We start from the raw sequence: 16,987 nt of genomic DNA, 5'->3' as shown, positions 1-16,987 counted from the left end.
ATGCTGATTCCCGTGATTCTCTCCGGCGGTGCCGGGACAAGGTTGTGGCCGGTGTCGCGTGAAGGCCATCCCAAACCGTTCATGGCATTGCCTGACGGCCAGTCGCTGCTGGCCAAGACTTATCGGCGTGCCGCGGACCTGCTCGACGGCTGGGGCGATATCGTCACGGTGACCAACCGCGAGTATTACTTCCAGAGCAAGGATCACTTTCGGGACGCGCACCTTGGCCGCCATCGCGGTCACTTCCTGCTGGAGCCGACGGGGCGCAATACGGCGCCGGCCATTGCCGCCGCCGCCCTCTCGCTCCAGGCCCTGCATGGCGACGACGCGATCATGCTGGTCATGCCCGCCGACCATCTGATCGTCAATGTCGATGCGCTGAAGGACGCCGTCGAGCATGCCGTGACATTGGCCAAGGGCGGTCACCTGGTGACCTTCGGTGTGGTGCCGACCGCTCCGGAAACCGGCTTTGGCTACATTGAAGCCGGCACATCACTGGACGATAAAGGCGCTGCCAGGGTGCGGCGTTTCGTCGAAAAACCCGACCTGCAAACCGCGACTCATTACCTGGAAAGCGGCAACTTCCTGTGGAACTCCGGGATGTTCTGCTTCTCGGTCGCCACCCTGCTGGCCGAACTGCAAACCCATGCGCCGGCTTTGCTGGAGCAGACACAAACCTGCATGGCCGCCAGCGCCCCCGTGGAAAACGCCGGGAGCGTGCAACAGGAACTGTCACCGGCCCTGTTTGGCGAAATCATGGACATTTCCATCGACTACGCATTGATGGAGCGCTCCGACAAGGTGGTTGTCGTGCCCGCCCGTTTCGACTGGAGCGATATCGGCTCCTGGGGTGCGGTGGCCGCGCTGGTGCCGGCGGATGCACAGAACAATCGCGCCGTCGGCGAGTCGATTTTCATCGACAGCCACAACAATTTCGTCCAGAGCGATAACCGTCTGGTCGCGACCGTGGGTGTGGATAACCTGATCATCGTCGACACCGCCGACGCGGTGCTGGTGGCCCACGCCGACCGCGCCCAGGATGTGCGCCGGGTGGCCCGGCAACTCAAGGATAAAGAGCACGAAGCCTATCGCCTGCACCGGACGGTCAGCCGGCCATGGGGCACCTACACAGTGCTTGAGGAAGGCCCGCGTTTCAAGATCAAGCGCATCGTGGTCAAGCCCGGCGCCAAGTTGTCGTTGCAGATGCACCACCATCGCAATGAACACTGGGTGGTGGTCGAAGGCATGGCCAAGGTCACCAACAATGGCACCGGCACTCATCTGGTGGCCAAGAACGAATCGACCTTCATTGCTGCCGGTCACAAGCATCGCCTGGAGAATCCCGGCGTGATCGACCTGGTGATCATCGAAGTGCAAAGCGGCGAATATCTGGGAGAGGACGACATCGTCCGCTTCGAAGATCAATACGGCAGGACGGTTTGAATGCTGCTTTCCCTTTACCGCACGCTGGGCAGCTATCGAGGGTTCATCCTCGGTAGCGTCCAGCGAGAGTTTCAGGCGCGTTATCGCAATTCGTTGTTCGGTGCCCTGTGGACCGTGCTCAATCCACTGTCGATGATCATTGTCTACACCGTGATTTTTTCCCAGATCATGCGCGCGCGCTTGCCTGGGGTAGATGACGGCATGGCCTACAGCATCTACCTCTGCGCCGGGTTGCTGACCTGGGGCTTGTTTGCAGAAATCACGGTGCGCAGCCAGAACATGTTTCTGGATAACGCCAACCTGCTGAAAAAAATCAGCTTTCCACGGATCTGCCTGCCGGTGATCGTGCTGTTGAATGCCGGTATCAACTTCGCGATCATCATCGGCCTGTTCCTCGGCTTTCTGTTGATCACCGGTCGCCTGCCGGGCCTGGCGCTGTTGGCACTCATTCCGCTGCTGGCGTTACAGGTGATGTTCTGTGCCGGGCTGGGGATTATTCTTGGCGTATTGAATGTGTTTTTTCGCGATGTCGGGCAATTTTTCGCCATCTGCCTGCAATTCTGGTTCTGGCTGACGCCAATCGTTTACCCGATGAGCATCCTGCCCGACTGGGTGCAGCGCCTGCTGCAACTCAACCCCCTGACCAACCTGATCACCAGCTATCAGAACATCTTCCTGTACGGCCAATGGCCCGTCTGGAGTTCGCTGCTGCCGATCATGGTCGCCAGCGTATTGCTCCTGGTCATCGGACTGCGGCTGTTTCGGCAGAGGGTCGGTGAAATGGTGGATGAACTCTGATGGGGCACATACGCGTCACCGGCCTTGGCAAGGCCTATAAACAATACCCTACCCGCTGGAGTCGACTGGTTGAATGGCTGGTCCCGTTCTCACCGATCCGCCATCGCCAGCACTGGGTGCTACAGGACGTGTCCTTCCAGATTGCCCCCGGAGAATCGGTGGGTATCGTCGGGGTCAACGGTGCCGGCAAAAGCACCTTGTTGAAGATGATCACCGGCACCACCCAACCCACCTGCGGCACCATCGAGCTCGAAGGCCGCGTCGCTGCCCTGCTGGAATTGGGCATGGGTTTTCATGCGGACTTTACCGGCCGGCAGAATGCGGTCATGGCCGGGCAACTGCTGGGCATGCAGGTCGAAGAGATAGAAGCGCTGATGCCGGAAATCGAACGTTTCGCGGAAATTGGCGACGCCATCGACCACCCGGTGCGCACCTATTCCAGCGGTATGCAAATGCGCCTGGCGTTCAGCGTGGCCACCGCGCGGCGCCCGGACATTCTGATCGTCGACGAAGCGCTGTCGGTGGGCGACGCCTACTTCCAGCACAAAAGTTTCGACCGCATCCGCGGCTTTCGCAAAGCTGGTACCACGCTGTTGATCGTCTCCCATGACCGCTCGGCGATTCAGTCGATCTGCGACTCGGCGATCCTCCTGGAAAACGGCTACATGGCCATGCACGACACCCCCGAATCCGTCATGGACTACTACAACGCCCTGCTCGCCGAGCGTGAAGGACAGACCGTGCGCCAGGAAGCCCTCGCTGGCGGCCAGCTCAGTACCATTTCGGGAACGGGTGAAGCCAGGATTCTGAACGTTCGCCTGCTCGACAAACATGAACGCGCCATCGATGCCGCCGAAGTCGGCCAGCCGGTGGTGCTGGAGGTGAATGTCGAAGTTCGCCAGGACATCGAGCGGCTGGTGCTGGGCTTCATGATCAAGGATCGCCTTGGCCAGGCCATGTACGGCATCAACACCCATCGCCAGGATCAGGCGCTGACCGATCTGCAGGCTGGCGAGCGTGTGACCTACCGCTTCGCTTTCGTCATGGGCTTGGGCAAGGGTAACTATTCCGTGGCGTTGAGCCTGTCACGCCTGGATTCGCACCTGGACCGCAACTTCGAGTGGCGCGACTACGGGTTGGTGTTCCATGTGATCAACAACCGGCAGGAAGATTTTGTCGGCTGCTCGTGGCTGGCCGCGAAGACCACCGTCACGCGCTTGAGCGCGCCGGTCACCTCGGAGGGCACGCCATGACGCGTCTTTTGGTGGAGTGCACCCACGTATTCCAACACCCCAAGGTCAATTCGGGCATTCAGCGGGTGGTGCGCAACGTCGTCAACCAGCTACCGGATTCGGTCGACGGTGTTGAATGCATCCCTGTGGTGTTGCTGCAGGGCAAACTCTATCGGGTACTGAAACTCGGCGCGCTGAACATCCCGTTTTTCGATGCCTTGATGACCTTTGGTGGACGACTTGGGCGCTTGGCTCACCGCTTCTGGCAACTGCATCAGCGCTTGCATAACCGAAGCAACTCGCGGGCGATCAAGCGTTTGCTGCACGTGGCCTACCGGGTGACCGCGATCACCTGTTTCAGCCTTCCACTGCGTGCGATCGAGGGCATCAACCAGTATCAACTGCCCAAACGTTGCGCACCGTTGCAGCATCAGCCGGGAGATCAACTGGTGTTGCTGGATTCATCCTGGCACACCGACTTTTTTCCGTTTGCCGAACAGCTCAAACGTGAAGGCGTGGGCATCGTTTCAGTGATCTACGATTTGATTCCCCTGACTCACCCACAGTTCTACGACACACGGCTGGTGCAGGTATTCAACGAGTGGTTCGACTGGATCACCCAAACCGCCGATGGCTACGTGGCCATTTCCGCAACAGTGCGTGACCAGGTGCGCGAGGAGGTTCAGCGCCGCCTGGGCCCTGCCAAGGCCAGCGAGTTGTGGTTTGATTATTTCCACCTGGGCTCCGAACTCGACCTGAGCGAAGTCAGCGCTGACGTAGAACCGCGTCTTGCCCAACTGTTCGCGACGCCGGAACCGGTGTTCCTGATGGTCAGTACCATCGAGCCGCGCAAAAACCACGCCTACCTGCTGGACGCCTTCGAACGGGCCTGGGCGGCGGGCTCCAAAACCCGGCTGTGCATTGCCGGGCGAGTCGGCTGGAAATGCGATGCACTGCTGGCCCGCATACGCAATCACCCGCAGCTGAACCAACGCCTGTTCATGTTCAATGACCTGAGCGACACCAGCCTCGAACATGCCTACATCCACGCCAGCTCACTGGTGTTTCCGTCTTTTGTGGAGGGCTTCGGCCTGCCGCTGGTAGAAGCCATGCAGCGTGGGCTGCCGGCCATGGGCAGCGACATTGCAGTCTTTCGTGAAATCGGCGGCGAGTTCATGGCGTACTTCGATCTGGCCGAGCCACAAAGCCTGGCTGATCTGGTCATGGGGTTCGAGCGCAGCGGTCAGTTCCCGGCCACTCGCGACATCGCGCACTGGCGCTGGATCGGCTGGCGTGAAGCCAGTGCGCAATTGGCCGAACGCACCCTGCGCAATCTCCCGGACGTGCCGCTCGTACAAGAGAGGCAACATGCGCATTGCTCTTAACGCCCGAATTCTCCAGGCGCCGCGCACCGGCATCGGCCACTACGTCGCCGAACTGGCAAACGCCCTGGTGGGTCAACCGGATATTGAACTGGCGCTGTTTCATGGCTGGGGCTGGAGCACTGTGCTGCCTGAAGCGGCCATGCCCGGTTATTCCCGACTGACGCCATTGCTGCGGCAGATTCCGGGGGCCTATCAGGCCCGACGGTGGCTGGAACAGAAACGCTTCGATCAAGGCAGCGCGCAAGCCATCGACCTCTACCACGAACCGAGTTTGTGGCCGCTGTCGTTCGACGGCCCGACAGTCATCACCCTGCATGACCTGACTCACCTGCACTACCCTGAAACGCAGCCACCGGCGCGCTTGCGAGAAATCGAACGGCGCGTAGCCGACGGCGTGCAACAGGCCAGCCTGATTCTTACCGACTCGCAATACATTGCCGACGAAGCCCGGGCATATTTCAGGCTACCGGCGGAGCGGTTTGTTGTTGCACCGCTGGGTGCAGCCGCGCGTTTTCACCCGCGGCCCCCCGAGGCTATCGACGCCGTACTCAAGACCCATGGCGTCGAAGCACGGGAATACTTCCTCTGTGTCGGAACCCTGGAACCGCGCAAGAATCTGTCCCTCGCCCTGCTCGCCCACGCCCGATTGCCGGAATCAGTCCGTCAGCGTTTTCCATTGCTGATCGTCGGCATGGCGGGCTGGCAGCGCGAGCAGTTCAGCGAAGAATTACACCAGGCCCTGGCCAGCGGTCATGTCTGTTTGCTGGGCTATCTGCCTGACGAGCACGTTGCGCAGCTGTTGGCCGGCGCCCGGGCATTGATTTTTCCGTCGCTATACGAAGGCTTTGGCCTGCCGGTGCTGGAGGCCATGGCCTGCGGCACGCCGGTCATTCTGACTCGACGCTCGGCCATGCCCGAAGTGGCAGGCTCTGCGGGCAATTACATTGAACCTGATGACCCCGACGGCTTGCGTAATGCAATGAGCCGTCTGATTGAGGATCCAGCGCATTGGCAGGCATGCCGGGAAGCCGGATTGCTACAGGCAAGGCTTTTTACCTGGGAACGCTGCGCGCAAGTCACGGCCAGCGCTTACCGCCAGGCCATGGGAGATTGAATGCGAGTTCTTCATTTTTTCAAGACGTACCTGCCTGACTCGGTCGGCGGGATCGAACAGGTGATTTTCCAGTTGTGCGAAAGCGGTGCCCTGCACGGCGTTGAAGGCAAGGTGCTGACACTCAGTGCCGATCCGACCCCCGCGGCGATGCAGATCGCTCACCATGAAGTCCATCGGGCCAGACTCGACATTCAGTTCGCTTCCACAGGGTTTTCCTGGAGCGTCTTCAAACAGTTCCGCGAGCTGGCGGCCGAGGCCGACGTGGTCAACTACCACTTTCCATGGCCGTTCATGGACCTGGTGCATTTCGCCAGCGACCTGAAAAAACCCAGCGTGGTGACGTACCACTCGGACATTATCCGCCAGAAACACCTGCTCAGACTTTACCGGCCGCTGATGAACCGCTTTCTGCACAGCGCCGACCGGATCGTCGCTGCATCGCCCAATTACCTGCACACCAGTGATGTGTTGCAACAGTTTCAGCACAAGACCCAAGTGATCCCCTATGGATTGAACAAGGCAGGCTACCCACTGCCGGACAGCGATCGAATGGCTCACTGGCGGCAAAAGCTTGGCGACAAGTTCTTTCTGTTTGTGGGTGTGATGCGCTACTACAAAGGTTTGCACATCCTGCTCGATGCCCTGAAGGACCTGGATTACCCGACCGTGATTGTCGGTGCCGGCCCGCTGGAAGCAGAGCTGCATGCCCAGGCGGCTGCCTTGGGTCTGCGCAATGTGCACTTCCTCGGACGCCTGGGGGACGAGGACAAGGTGGCGCTGCTGCAACTGAGCTACGCCATCGTGTTCCCCTCGCACCTGCGCTCCGAAGCCTTCGGCATTTCGCTGCTTGAAGGTGCGATGTATGGCAAACCGATGATCTCCAGTGAGATTGGCACGGGCACCAGCTACATAAACATCCATGACGAGACCGGGCTGGTGGTGCCGCCGAGCAATCCATCAGCGTTTCGCGAGGCGATGCGCACGCTTTGGGAAAACCCGGTGTTGGCGGCGCAAATGGGCGAGAAGGCGCAGGCCCGTTATCAGAACCTGTTCACGGCGGACGAAATGGGTCGCAAATGGACGGCGTTGTATGAGGAACTGCTGGAAGAGAAAGCCCTCGCCTACGCATGACGCTTTTTTTGCAGGAACCGACTTGCCTCTGCCACTGAGTTCCAACAGTGTTACGATCCCGCGACTGTAGATGTCCATGGCTTGCGCACTGTGTGTGCAAGCCGCCGACTCTCCCCATTGGCCCCTGACTTGCTGCTGAACGCCTATGCAACGCCTGCTCAATGACCGCCTGGACTGGAACCTGCTGCGCACCTTTCGGGTGATTGGCCAGGAGCTGAGCATCAGCCGCGCCGCCGCCCGCCTGCACCTGACTCAACCGGCAGTGAGCCAGGCCCTCAAGCGCCTGGAAGAACAACTGGGCCGCCAACTGATTGCCCGTCGCGGGCCACGCTTTGCCCTGACCGAAGTCGGTGAGCAGATCTTCGCCCTGGCCGGGGAAATCTACGGGCAAATGTCCCAGGTCAGCAGCGTGCTGGAACAACCGGCCGACGAGGTGATCGGCAAAGTGCGGTTGCTGATCATCAGCCGGATCTTCTCCGAGCGCTTTGATGACTTCCTCGCCGACTTCCATCGCCAATACCCGCGAGTGGATCTGGAAGTCGATGTGATGCGCAGTTCCGACATCGTCAGCGCACTCCAGGAAAAAACCGCGACCCTCGGCCTGAGCCTCAATCGGCGCCCGCAGCCACGCCTGGAGCAGCGCTTGTTCCTGCGGCAACGCTATGCGTTTTTCTGCGGCAAGCATCACGCCATGTTCGGCCAACAGGACGTCGCCGAAGGGGATTTGCAGCGGGAGAATTTCGTCAGCTTCACCAGTGACCAGATCGGCGGCATGCTCTCGCCACTGACGATTTTTCGCGATCAGCAGGGTTTCAGCGGCCGCATCGTTGCATCGTCACCGAGCCTGGAAGAAGTCCGGCGACTGGTCATCGCCGGCTTCGGCATCGGCTGTTTGCCCGAGCACGTGGTGGCGGCCGACGTCGACGCCGGATTGCTCTGGCGCCTGCCGCCCCACGAGGGCATTGCCGATGTGGACATTCATTTGCTGTGGAACCGCGAACAGCGCATGAGCCGGGCCGAGACGATCTTTCTCGAAAGCCTGCAGCAACGGCTGACGGACTAAACGCGCAGGACTTGCGCCACCGGCTCACCGGACCGCAAGCGTTCGAGCAAGCGTGGCTCGGTACGATCCGAGGCCAGCGCCTGCTCGATGACCGCCTGCGCCGCTGCCGTGTCGAGAAACAACACGCCGTTGTCGTCCGCCAGCACCCAATCCCCCGGTTGCACCGTCACGCCGGCGCAGTGGATGGGCTGGTTGATGGCGCTGTCGCCGCGCCCGTGCAGCTTGGTGGTCAACAGGCTGGTGCCGCGGGCGAACACCGGTAACCCGGCCTCGCGCAACTCCAGCAGATCGGTCACCGCACCATCTACCACTATTGCCACCGCCCCGGCACAGTGTGCCGCGCAACTGGTCACCGCACCGACCGGAGCGTGCCGATGATCGCCACTGGTGTCGATCACCAGCACGTCACCCGGCCTGATTTGCGCCAGGGCCTGGTTGACGGCGATGGCATCGGCGCCCACCAGCTTCAGGGTCAGCGCACGGCCAACGACTTTCACATTGGGCACCATGGCCCGTAGTTGCGGGTCGGCAAAACCCTCTTCGAGAAAATGCCCGAGGGTCGGAAAGCTCACGGCCTTGAGTTGTTCGATCAGTAGCGACTCATCCATGTTGCGCCTCCCCGGCAATCAGTTCGGCGACACAATCGATTTCCAGCGACACGCCCCACAGGGCCACGCACACCGTGGTGCGTGCCGGTGGCGCATGGCCGAGGAACTCGCGGTACACGGCGTTGAACGGCTCCAGTTGTGCGGGATCGGTCAGGTAGGCATTGACTTTGATCACGTGGCTGAAACCGGACCCGGCTTCAATCAGGATCGCTTCGAGGTTGTGCAAGGTTTGCCGCACCTGCTCCCGGAAATCAGCAGGTTGTTCGTCGAGATTGTTCCGGGCCGGAATTTGCCCGGCGGTAAACACCAGGTGACCGCTGACCACGGCCTGGGAGTAAGGGCCGACCGGGCCGATGTAGCCCGGGGCCGATTGAATTCTGCGCATGTTGTAGAACTCCAGGATTCAGGCCGTAGCCGATTTGAAGGGTTTGCCGGGGGTCGGGGCGTCTGTCGGGACGATGCTCGGGATTTCGCTGATGTCTTTCTTGAAGGTCTCGGTCAGGAGCAACAGCGCCACCAGCGAGATCAACGCTGCGCCGATCATGTACCAGGCCACTGAAGAGCCTTTGCCTGTCGCGGCCAGCAAGGCCGTGGTGACAATCGGTGTTGCCGCGCTACCGAGCAGGCCAGACAACATGTAGCTGATGGACAACCCGGAATAACGCACCCGGGTGCCGAACAGTTCGGCGAGGAAGGTCGCGATCGGCCCGTAGTTGGCGGCGAACGCCGTCATCAACAACAGATAACCGAAGACCACCATCGACAGCTCTTTGGTGTCCATCAGCCAGAACATCGGGAACGCCACCAGCGCTTCGGCGATGATGCCGCCGACAATGATTGGCTTGCGTCCGACACGGTCCGAGAGCGCGCCGAATACCGGCAGCATGACGATGCACCAGGCACAGGAGAGCAGCACCACACCAAGCATCACGCTGCGGCTGAAGCCGAGATTCTGTGTGCCATAAGTCAAACCAAACGCCACGATGATGTTGAACGAAGCGCCCGTAGACATGGTGGCAATCCCACCCAGCACCACTTGCTTCCAGTACTTGCGGAACACTTCCGCCAGCGGCATTTTCACTTGCACCTCGGCCTCCTTGACCTTGTTGAAGGCCGGGGTTTCCGAGATGTTCAGGCGGATGTACAAACCGACGGCGATCAGCAACACGCTGGCCAGGAACGGAATACGCCAGCCCCAGGCCAACAGGTCCTCAGGGGACAGCCACGCCGCGATCAACAGGAATGCCAGGTTGGCAATCATGGTCCCGGCCGGCACGCCGATCTGCACCCAGGAACCGTACAAGCCACGCTTGTTGGCCGGCGCATGCTCCACCGCCATCAACACCGCCCCGCCCCATTCGCCACCCAATGCCAGGCCTTGCACGACCCTGAGCAGCAACAACAGGATCGGCGCCCAGATACCGATGGTTGCAAAGTCAGGCAACAAGCCGATGGCGAAGGTCGCTGCGCCCATGGTCAACAGCGAAATCAACAGCATCGACTTGCGCCCCAGGCGATCACCGAAATGCCCGAACAATGCCGCACCGACAATCCGCGCCAGATACGCCGAAGCGAACGTGCCGAAAGCCAGCAGCGTTCCGATCAGCGGCACGAAATCCGGAAAGAACACTTTGTTGAACACCAGCGCCGATGCCGTAGCAAACACGAACAAGTCGTACCACTCCACGGTGGTGCCAATCACACTGGCCACCGCGACTTTTTTCATGCTGATTGCAACTTCCGGTGGTGCGCCGGACTTTTCTGCGGACGATAGATCGCTCATCACTGTCTCCAGGAATTTATTTAATTGTTTTGAACTGGCAGTAAAACGGTTGAGGCGAAGGTTGTTGTTATGGCTTACGGGAAGCTGGTTCCTGTAGGAGCGAGCCTGCTCGCGATGAACTCAAGAACACCGCGTTTAACCGGCAAACACGCGAAATCGTTAACGACCATCGCGAGCGGGCTCGCTCCTACAAGGGGTGTGTTAGTTCAATATCCCAATACTCGGTCGGCACAGTTGAGTAACGGCTCCCCAGCATTCAGGCGACGGAAGTTCTCCGCCACTTGTTCGGCAATACAGTCATGGGAAGCCGCCGAAGCCATATGCGGGGTGATGCTGACACCGGGCATGGTCCACAGCCGGTTATCGACCGGCAGCGGCTCCTGTTCGAAGACATCCAGCAAGGCGCCGCGCAAGTGCCCTTTCGCCAATGCCTGTTCGAGGTCATCGATGTTCAAATGACCGCCCCGGCCACAGTTGACCAGTGCCGCGCCGCTGGCGAGCCGCTCGAAAGTGGCTCGTCCGAGAATCCCGCGGGTTTCGCTGGTGAGCGGCAACAGGTTGATCAGCAACTCGACGCCGTCGAGAAACGGATGCAACGCATCAGCCCCGGCGAACGTATGCACACCCGGCAAGTCCTTGCTGCGCCGCGCCCAGCCGCGCACGTCATAACCTGCTGCGGCCAGGTCCAGAGCAATCGCGCTGCCCAGCGAGCCGAGCCCCATCACACCGACCTTGAACTGGCCCGCCGCCCGTTGCAGCGGCCGCTCCCAGCGTTGCTCCCGTTGTTGCGACAACACCTGATCGAATCCACGGTGATAGTGAATCACCGCCCAGCGCACGTACTCGGTCATGCCCTGGCGGTGACCCGGATCGACCACACGGCAGATCGGCAGCTCCGGGCATGACGGATCGTGATCGAGGTGATCGATACCGGCGGCCACCGAGTGAATCACCTGCAGGTTCGACAAGGCGCCAAGACTGCCCGGCAAGGGAAACCAGCACGCCGCCATCTGTGCATTGGCTGCCCGCGAATCATCGGCCAGCACGGCGGTGAGCTGCGGCGCACTGCGGGCAAACGCAGCCTGCAACTGCTTGAGCAGCAAGGTGTCGCGGGATAGCAGAACCACGGTGTTGATGACCGCGTTCATGACAAATAGGACTCGCGCTGGGACTCGATCAAGGTCAGGGCGGCCTCCCAGGCCAGGTCGATGATGTTGTCCTGCTCATCACGGTCAAACTGCTCGGCGGTGTGCGCGCAGACTTCCGGCGATGGGTAATGCAGTGCCGAACCACCGGCCAGCGCCTGCACCTGGGCCTGACAGGCGCGCTCCAGAAAATGGATCTCCTGGAACGCCTGGGCCACGCCCGAGCCACCCACCAGCAATCCGTGGTTGCGCAGAATCATCGCCCGGTGCGGGCCGAGGTCGGCAATCAACCGCTCGCGCTCATCCAGCGACAGCGCGATGCCCTCATAGGTGTGATAGGCCAGCTTGCCGTAGAACTTCAGCGCGTGCTGACTGATCGGCAGCAAGCCTTGCTTCTGTGCCGCGACGGCCATGCCCGCCGCCGTGTGGGTGTGGATCACACAGTTCAGATCGGGCCGCGCCATGTGGATCGCCGAGTGAATCACGAAGCCGGCGGCGTTGACCCTATGGCCCGCGTACTCTGGATCGACCACCCGCCCTTCCTGATCGATACGCACCAGGTCCGAGGCCCGCATGCGGTCGAAGATCACCCCGTAGCGGTTGATCAGGAAGTGGTGCTCGGGCCCCGGAATCCGCAGGGTGATGTGGGTGTCGATCAGGTCGGTCATGCGAAAGTGCGCGACCAGTCGATACAGCGCAGCCAGTTCGCAACGGGCTTGCCATTCAACCGGGTCGATGTGTGCAGGTTTACTCACGAATACACCTCTTTAGCAGCGTGGGTGACGACCGGGTTGGCGCGCAGGCGGGCCAGGCCGCAAACACCGATCAAGGACAGCGCCGAAAGCAAGGTGAAGAACACCGCCAGCGGCAACCATTGTCCGGAAAACTTGCTGGCCAGCAGGGTGCCGATCAGCGGCGTGGTGCCGCCGGCCACGGCGCAAGCCAATTGGTATGCGATGGAAATGCCCGAGTAGCGCAGGTGCACCGGGAAGGCCTGGGTCATGTAGCCGGCGATCACCGCGTACAGGGCCGAAAGAATCACCACGGCCAACGCGATACCGAGCGTCATCAACAGAATGTTCTGCGTACCCACCAGCAGGAACATCGGGTACGGCGTGACCATGCACAGCAGCGCGACCCATTTGAGAAAACGCCCTTCGCCGATACGTTCGGCCAGCAACGCCGAGACCGGTTGCGAGAGCAACTGGATGATGGTCACCAGAAACAGGCAATCGAGAATCGTCGAACGGGCAATGCCCTGGTATTGGGTGACGTAGGTGATCATGAAGGTGTTGGTGAAGAAGAACCCGGCCGAGCCAATGGTCACTGCCGCAGCAGCGAACAGGATCTGCCGCCAGCAGGTGCGGATCACATCCATCACCGGGTATCTGGCGGTCTCGTTGTTGTCCTGGACCTTGGCGAACTCCGGCGACTCGTGAACTCCGGAACGGATCAACAGGCCGACCATCATCAACACGCCGCTGGCAAGAAATGGCAGGCGCCATCCCCAGGCGAGGAACTCCTCTGGCTCAAGGGACGTCACCAGGCGGAAAGCGATCAGTGCCAGCAACAAACCGGCCGGGCTGCCGAGTTGGGCGAACGACGCGTAGAACGTCTTGCGCCTGGCCGGCGCGTGTTCGCTCGCCATCAACACCGCCCCACCCCACTCGCCACCGACCGAAATGCCCTGGATCAAACGCAGCACGATCAGACCGATTGGCGCCCAGATGCCGACGCTGGCATAGCTCGGCAACAGGCCAATGCCGGCGGTGGCGATGCCCATCAAGGCCATGGTCACCAACAGCATTTTCTTGCGCCCCAGACGATCGCCCAGATGACCGAACACCATCCCGGCCATGGGCCGCGCAATAAAGCCGACAGCGAAACTGCCAAATGCCGCAAGGGTACTCATGACCGGGTCGCTGCTGGGGAAGAACACCTGCCCGAGGACCAGCGCCGCCGCGGTGGCGTAGATGTAAAAGTCGTAGAACTCGATGGTCGTGCCAATGAAGGCCGCGGCCGCGGCTCGGCGCGGTTGGGGAGTAGTGTGCATGCAAGGACCCTGTGTACTTATAGTTTTGGGCAGGTGTTAAGGCTGGTGACGGTTGCGCTCTGTGGCGCTTGTGGGCTTTATCGCTTTCGTGCCAGGATTAGTCAATTTTCATATTCTTATCTTTACTATTAGCACTGCTACTACGTGAGGTTTTATGCCCTCCACTTCCAACCCGTGGGTCGGCCGACGCTTTCTCAATGACCGCCTCGACTGGAACCTGCTGCGCACCTATCTGGTCATTGGCCAGGAAGGCAGCATGAGCCGCGCGGCCGCGCGCTTGCACATCACCCAGTCGGCGGTCAGCCAGGCATTGAAACGGCTGGAGGAACAACTGGAATGCGTGTTGATTGCCCGCAGCGGACGACGCTTTGACCTGACGGAAACCGGGGAAGAAGTCCTGCGCATAGCGGCGGATATCTACGGTGATATTTCACGCTTGGGAACGGTGGTGGAGAGCCGTCACGACGACGTGGTGGGCAAGATCCGCATCCTCACCGTCAGCGGTGTGCAGGCGCGGCATTACGATGATTTCCTCGCTGACTTCCATGAAACTCACCCGAAAATCGAGTTGGAAGTCGAGGTGATGGGCAGTTCGAACATCATCAGTTCGCTGCTGCAAAAGACTGCGACCATCGGCGTCGGCCTGTGTCGTTTGCCACAGCCGAGACTGGAACAGCGGGTGCTGTTTCGCGAGACCTACGCTTACTTTTGTGGCCCGCGTCACCGATTGTTCGGTCAAGAGAACCTGGCCCTGGAACAACTGGCGGCGGAAAACTTCGTCAGCTTCACCAGCGATCAATTGGGCGGCAATCTTTCACCCCTGACACTGTTCCGCGATCAGCAGGGTTTCACCGGCAAGATCGTCGCCTCATCCACCAGTTTCGAAGAAATTCATCGCCTGATCTGCGCAGGCTACGGCATCGGCGCCTTGCCCACGCACCTGGTGCGCCGGGATGTCGAGCAAGGTCTGCTCTGGCGCTTGCCGCCGGAAGACGGCGTGGTGGATTTCGATATCCAGTTGTTGTGGAATCGCGAACAGAAGATGAGCCAGGCCGAAACGGTGTTCCTCGAGAGCTTCCAGCACATGCTCAGCATCCGTGAGCCTGTGCTGTGAGCCACGATGATTCAGACGTGAGGATCGCCCGGCGCCTTGCTCGGCGCTGCGTATTGCGGCTTCAGGTGTCCGTCCTGATCGAGTAGCCAGGCGTCCATGATCTCCCGTACGACCGGCCCGGCGACACGACCACCGGCCTCGCCGTTTTCGATCATCACCGAAATCACGATCTTCGGGTGCTCGGCCGGTGCGAAACCGACGAACAAGGCATTGTCGCGGTTACGCTCACGGGTTTTCTCCCGGTTGTAGCGCTCGCCCTGCTTGATCGCCACCACTTGCGCGGTACCACTCTTGCCGGCAATACGGTACTGCGCGCCCGCCGCTGCAGCCCGGGCAATCCCACGGGCGTCGTGCATCACCATCTGCATGCCATGGTTGACCTGCTCCCAGTCGCGTGGGTCCTTGAGCAGAATGTTCGGCATCGGATGCTCATCCACCGGTGCGACGCCGTCCACGGTCTTGGCCAGGTGCGGGCGGTTCCACACGCCTTTGTTGGCAATCAGCGCCGTGGCCTGGGCCAATTGCAGCGGCGTGACTTGCATGTAGCCTTGGCCGATACCGAGAATCACCGTCTCGCCAGGAAACCAGGCCTGACGACGCGTGGCGCGCTTCCAGGCTTGGGATGGCATCAGGCCGGGGGCTTCTTCATTCATGTCCAGGGAGACTTTCTCACCCAGTCCGAACATCGCCATGTAGTCGTGCAGGCGATCGATACCAAGCTTGTGTGCGAGGTCATAGAAATAGGTGTCGTTGGAACGCATGATCGCCGCATCCATATCCACCCAACCATCGCCGCTGTGGTTCCAGTTGCGGTACTTGTGATCGAAATCCGGCAGCTGGTAATAACCGGGGTCGAACACACGGGTCTGTGGCGTGACGACACCCGTATCGAGGCCGGCGATTGCGACTTCCGGCTTGATGGTCGAACCCGGCGCGTAGAGCCCGCGCAGCACACGGTTGAACAGCGGTCGGTCAATGGAGTCGCGTAGCGTGGAGTATTCCTTGGAGCTGATGCCGGTGACGAACAGATTGGGATCGAAACTCGGGTTGCTGACCATGGCCAACACTTCACCGGTCGACGGATCGAGCGCGACCACGGAGCCACGACGATCGCCCAGGGCTTGCTCGGCGGCTTCCTGAAGCTTGACGTCGAGGCTCAGGACAATGTTTTCGCCTGGCACCGGGTCAGTGTGCTTGAGCACTCGCAGCACGCGGCCCTGAGCATTGGTTTCGACTTCCTCATATCCGACATGGCCGTGCAGTTGCGCCTCGTAGAATTTCTCGATCCCGGTCTTGCCGATGGATTGGGTGCCTCGGTACTCGACCGTATCCAGCGCCTTTGACTCTTTCTCGTTGATACGTCCGACGTAGCCGACTGAATGAGCGAAGTGCTCCCCCAATGGATAGTGACGAACGAATTGCGGCTCGACATCGAGGCCGGGCAAGCGGAACTCGTTGACGGCGAGTACGGCAATCTGTTCTTCGCTCAGTTCGTAGAACAGCGTCACGGGTACGAAGGGGTGACGTGCCTGCTTCATCGCCTTGTCGAACTGCGAGCGGTCTTCAGCGGGCAGGTGCAGGAGATTGACCACTTCGTCCAGTTCGGCGTTCACATCGGTGGCGCGCTCGCGGGTGATGGTCAGGTTGAAGCTGGGACGGTTGTCCGCGAGGAGTACACCGTTGCGGTCATAGATCAATCCGCGGGTAGGCGTAATCGGCAGGACGTGTACGCGGTTGTTTTCGGAGATGGTCGAGTGATAGTCGAACTCGACTACCTGCAGGACGTACAGGCGTACCACCAAAGCACAGGTAATGGCGGCAACGAACAAGGCGCAGGCCATGAGTCTCTTGTTGACCAGGCGTGTTTCTTTTTCGTGGTCCTTGATGGGAATCGGTTCGGGCACTTGTGCAGCAACTCTTTGAAAAGAATGCCGATCCGTGGGCGCAAACTCAGTCCATTAAAAATGAGCTGCACCTTAGCAAAACCGTGGAGTCACGTTCGTGTGATTTTTTTCACAATTGACTTTGTAGGAGCGAGCTGGCTCGCGATGGACGTTAACGATGACGCGGGAAACCTGAGGCCCCGCAGCGGTCTCGGGTTTTTCGCGAGCAAGCTCG

The 16,987-nt window shown here is 60.5% G+C and carries 15 protein-coding genes; 8 read left to right on the top strand and 7 right to left on the bottom strand.

Annotated elements, in window-relative coordinates; translation table 11 throughout:
• The 7 genes from ACCD00_RS05100 (at nt 1) to ACCD00_RS05070 (ending at nt 8,166) form a co-directional block, all read left to right on the top strand.
• A complete protein-coding gene (locus tag ACCD00_RS05100; protein WP_413422480.1) occupies nt 1-1,443 on the top strand; it encodes a mannose-1-phosphate guanylyltransferase/mannose-6-phosphate isomerase in 1,443 nt (480 codons plus the stop codon).
• Nucleotides 1,444-2,241 (top strand): ABC transporter permease, encoded by a 798-nt coding sequence (locus tag ACCD00_RS05095; protein ID WP_085718594.1) that lies wholly within the window; start codon nt 1,444-1,446, stop codon nt 2,239-2,241.
• Nucleotides 2,241-3,494: an ABC transporter ATP-binding protein gene (locus ACCD00_RS05090; protein WP_413422478.1), complete on the top strand. Its 1,254-nt coding sequence runs from the start codon at nt 2,241-2,243 to the stop codon at nt 3,492-3,494. Before ACCD00_RS05095 ends, ACCD00_RS05090 begins: the two co-directional genes overlap by 1 nt.
• Entirely contained in the window at nt 3,491-4,858 is a 1,368-nt protein-coding gene (locus ACCD00_RS05085; RefSeq protein ID WP_413422476.1) for a glycosyltransferase family 4 protein, read from the top strand. Before ACCD00_RS05090 ends, ACCD00_RS05085 begins: the two co-directional genes overlap by 4 nt.
• A complete protein-coding gene (locus ACCD00_RS05080) occupies nt 4,842-5,972 on the top strand; it encodes a glycosyltransferase family 4 protein (RefSeq protein ID WP_413422474.1) in 1,131 nt (376 codons plus the stop codon). The genes ACCD00_RS05085 and ACCD00_RS05080 overlap by 17 nt, the downstream gene beginning before the upstream one ends.
• Nucleotides 5,973-7,103, top strand: coding sequence for a glycosyltransferase family 4 protein (locus ACCD00_RS05075; protein ID WP_413422472.1), 1,131 nt, complete (start codon nt 5,973-5,975; stop codon nt 7,101-7,103).
• 145 nt (nt 7,104-7,248) lie between these two features.
• The gene (locus ACCD00_RS05070) at nt 7,249-8,166 is read left to right on the top strand and encodes a LysR family transcriptional regulator (RefSeq protein WP_057397602.1); all 918 of its coding nucleotides are present in this window, start codon (nt 7,249-7,251) and stop codon (nt 8,164-8,166) included.
• Here ACCD00_RS05070 and ACCD00_RS05065 read toward each other — a convergent pair.
• The 6 genes from ACCD00_RS05065 to ACCD00_RS05040 all read right to left on the bottom strand — a co-directional run bounded on the left by ACCD00_RS05065 (nt 8,163) and on the right by ACCD00_RS05040 (nt 13,755).
• Complete coding sequence (locus ACCD00_RS05065) at nt 8,163-8,774, bottom strand: RraA family protein (protein WP_413422470.1); 612 nt, start codon at nt 8,772-8,774, stop codon at nt 8,163-8,165. The two genes, ACCD00_RS05070 and ACCD00_RS05065, sit on opposite strands and share 4 nt — an antisense overlap.
• Entirely contained in the window at nt 8,767-9,159 is a 393-nt protein-coding gene (locus ACCD00_RS05060) for a RidA family protein (protein ID WP_413422468.1), read from the bottom strand. Before ACCD00_RS05060 ends, ACCD00_RS05065 begins: the two co-directional genes overlap by 8 nt.
• Before the next feature lie 18 nt (nt 9,160-9,177).
• Nucleotides 9,178-10,557 (bottom strand): MFS transporter, encoded by a 1,380-nt coding sequence (locus ACCD00_RS05055; protein WP_413422466.1) that lies wholly within the window; start codon nt 10,555-10,557, stop codon nt 9,178-9,180.
• Nucleotides 10,558-10,763: 206 nt separating this feature from the next.
• Nucleotides 10,764-11,705: a 2-hydroxyacid dehydrogenase gene (locus ACCD00_RS05050; protein ID WP_413422464.1), complete on the bottom strand. Its 942-nt coding sequence runs from the start codon at nt 11,703-11,705 to the stop codon at nt 10,764-10,766.
• The gene (locus tag ACCD00_RS05045; protein ID WP_007988289.1) at nt 11,702-12,457 is read right to left on the bottom strand and encodes a class II aldolase/adducin family protein; all 756 of its coding nucleotides are present in this window, start codon (nt 12,455-12,457) and stop codon (nt 11,702-11,704) included. The genes ACCD00_RS05050 and ACCD00_RS05045 overlap by 4 nt, the downstream gene beginning before the upstream one ends.
• Nucleotides 12,454-13,755: an MFS transporter gene (locus ACCD00_RS05040; RefSeq protein WP_413422461.1), complete on the bottom strand. Its 1,302-nt coding sequence runs from the start codon at nt 13,753-13,755 to the stop codon at nt 12,454-12,456. Before ACCD00_RS05040 ends, ACCD00_RS05045 begins: the two co-directional genes overlap by 4 nt.
• Before the next feature lie 154 nt (nt 13,756-13,909).
• Between ACCD00_RS05040 and ACCD00_RS05035 the strand changes: the two genes are divergently transcribed.
• Complete coding sequence (locus ACCD00_RS05035) at nt 13,910-14,869, top strand: LysR family transcriptional regulator (RefSeq protein WP_413422459.1); 960 nt, start codon at nt 13,910-13,912, stop codon at nt 14,867-14,869.
• A gap of 11 nt (nt 14,870-14,880) precedes the next feature.
• Here ACCD00_RS05035 and mrdA read toward each other — a convergent pair whose 3' ends face one another.
• Nucleotides 14,881-16,773 (bottom strand): penicillin-binding protein 2, encoded by a 1,893-nt coding sequence (gene mrdA / locus ACCD00_RS05030; protein ID WP_413422457.1) that lies wholly within the window; start codon nt 16,771-16,773, stop codon nt 14,881-14,883.
• Nucleotides 16,774-16,987 lie beyond the last annotated feature (214 nt).

It is taken from the genome of Pseudomonas sp. Pseusp3 (assembly GCF_047304225.1).
GTDB classification, from domain to species: domain Bacteria; phylum Pseudomonadota; class Gammaproteobacteria; order Pseudomonadales; family Pseudomonadaceae; genus Aquipseudomonas; species Aquipseudomonas fluorescens_CD.
The sequence above is the reverse complement of the archived record's forward strand: the minus strand, read 5'-3'. Positions and strand labels throughout refer to the sequence as shown.

Coding starts and splice junctions, on each gene's coding strand:
- ACCD00_RS05100 (WP_413422480.1), top strand. CDS start 1: ATGCTGATTCCCGTGATTCTCTCCGGCGGTGCCGGGACAAGGTTGTGG.
- ACCD00_RS05095 (WP_085718594.1), top strand. CDS start 1,444: ATGCTGCTTTCCCTTTACCGCACGCTGGGCAGCTATCGAGGGTTCATC.
- ACCD00_RS05090 (WP_413422478.1), top strand. CDS start 2,241: ATGGGGCACATACGCGTCACCGGCCTTGGCAAGGCCTATAAACAATAC.
- ACCD00_RS05085 (WP_413422476.1), top strand. CDS start 3,491: ATGACGCGTCTTTTGGTGGAGTGCACCCACGTATTCCAACACCCCAAG.
- ACCD00_RS05080 (WP_413422474.1), top strand. CDS start 4,842: ATGCGCATTGCTCTTAACGCCCGAATTCTCCAGGCGCCGCGCACCGGC.
- ACCD00_RS05075 (WP_413422472.1), top strand. CDS start 5,973: ATGCGAGTTCTTCATTTTTTCAAGACGTACCTGCCTGACTCGGTCGGC.
- ACCD00_RS05070 (WP_057397602.1), top strand. CDS start 7,249: ATGCAACGCCTGCTCAATGACCGCCTGGACTGGAACCTGCTGCGCACC.
- ACCD00_RS05065 (WP_413422470.1), bottom strand. CDS start 8,774: ATGGATGAGTCGCTACTGATCGAACAACTCAAGGCCGTGAGCTTTCCG.
- ACCD00_RS05060 (WP_413422468.1), bottom strand. CDS start 9,159: ATGCGCAGAATTCAATCGGCCCCGGGCTACATCGGCCCGGTCGGCCCT.
- ACCD00_RS05055 (WP_413422466.1), bottom strand. CDS start 10,557: ATGAGCGATCTATCGTCCGCAGAAAAGTCCGGCGCACCACCGGAAGTT.
- ACCD00_RS05050 (WP_413422464.1), bottom strand. CDS start 11,705: ATGAACGCGGTCATCAACACCGTGGTTCTGCTATCCCGCGACACCTTG.
- ACCD00_RS05040 (WP_413422461.1), bottom strand. CDS start 13,755: ATGCACACTACTCCCCAACCGCGCCGAGCCGCGGCCGCGGCCTTCATT.
- ACCD00_RS05035 (WP_413422459.1), top strand. CDS start 13,910: ATGCCCTCCACTTCCAACCCGTGGGTCGGCCGACGCTTTCTCAATGAC.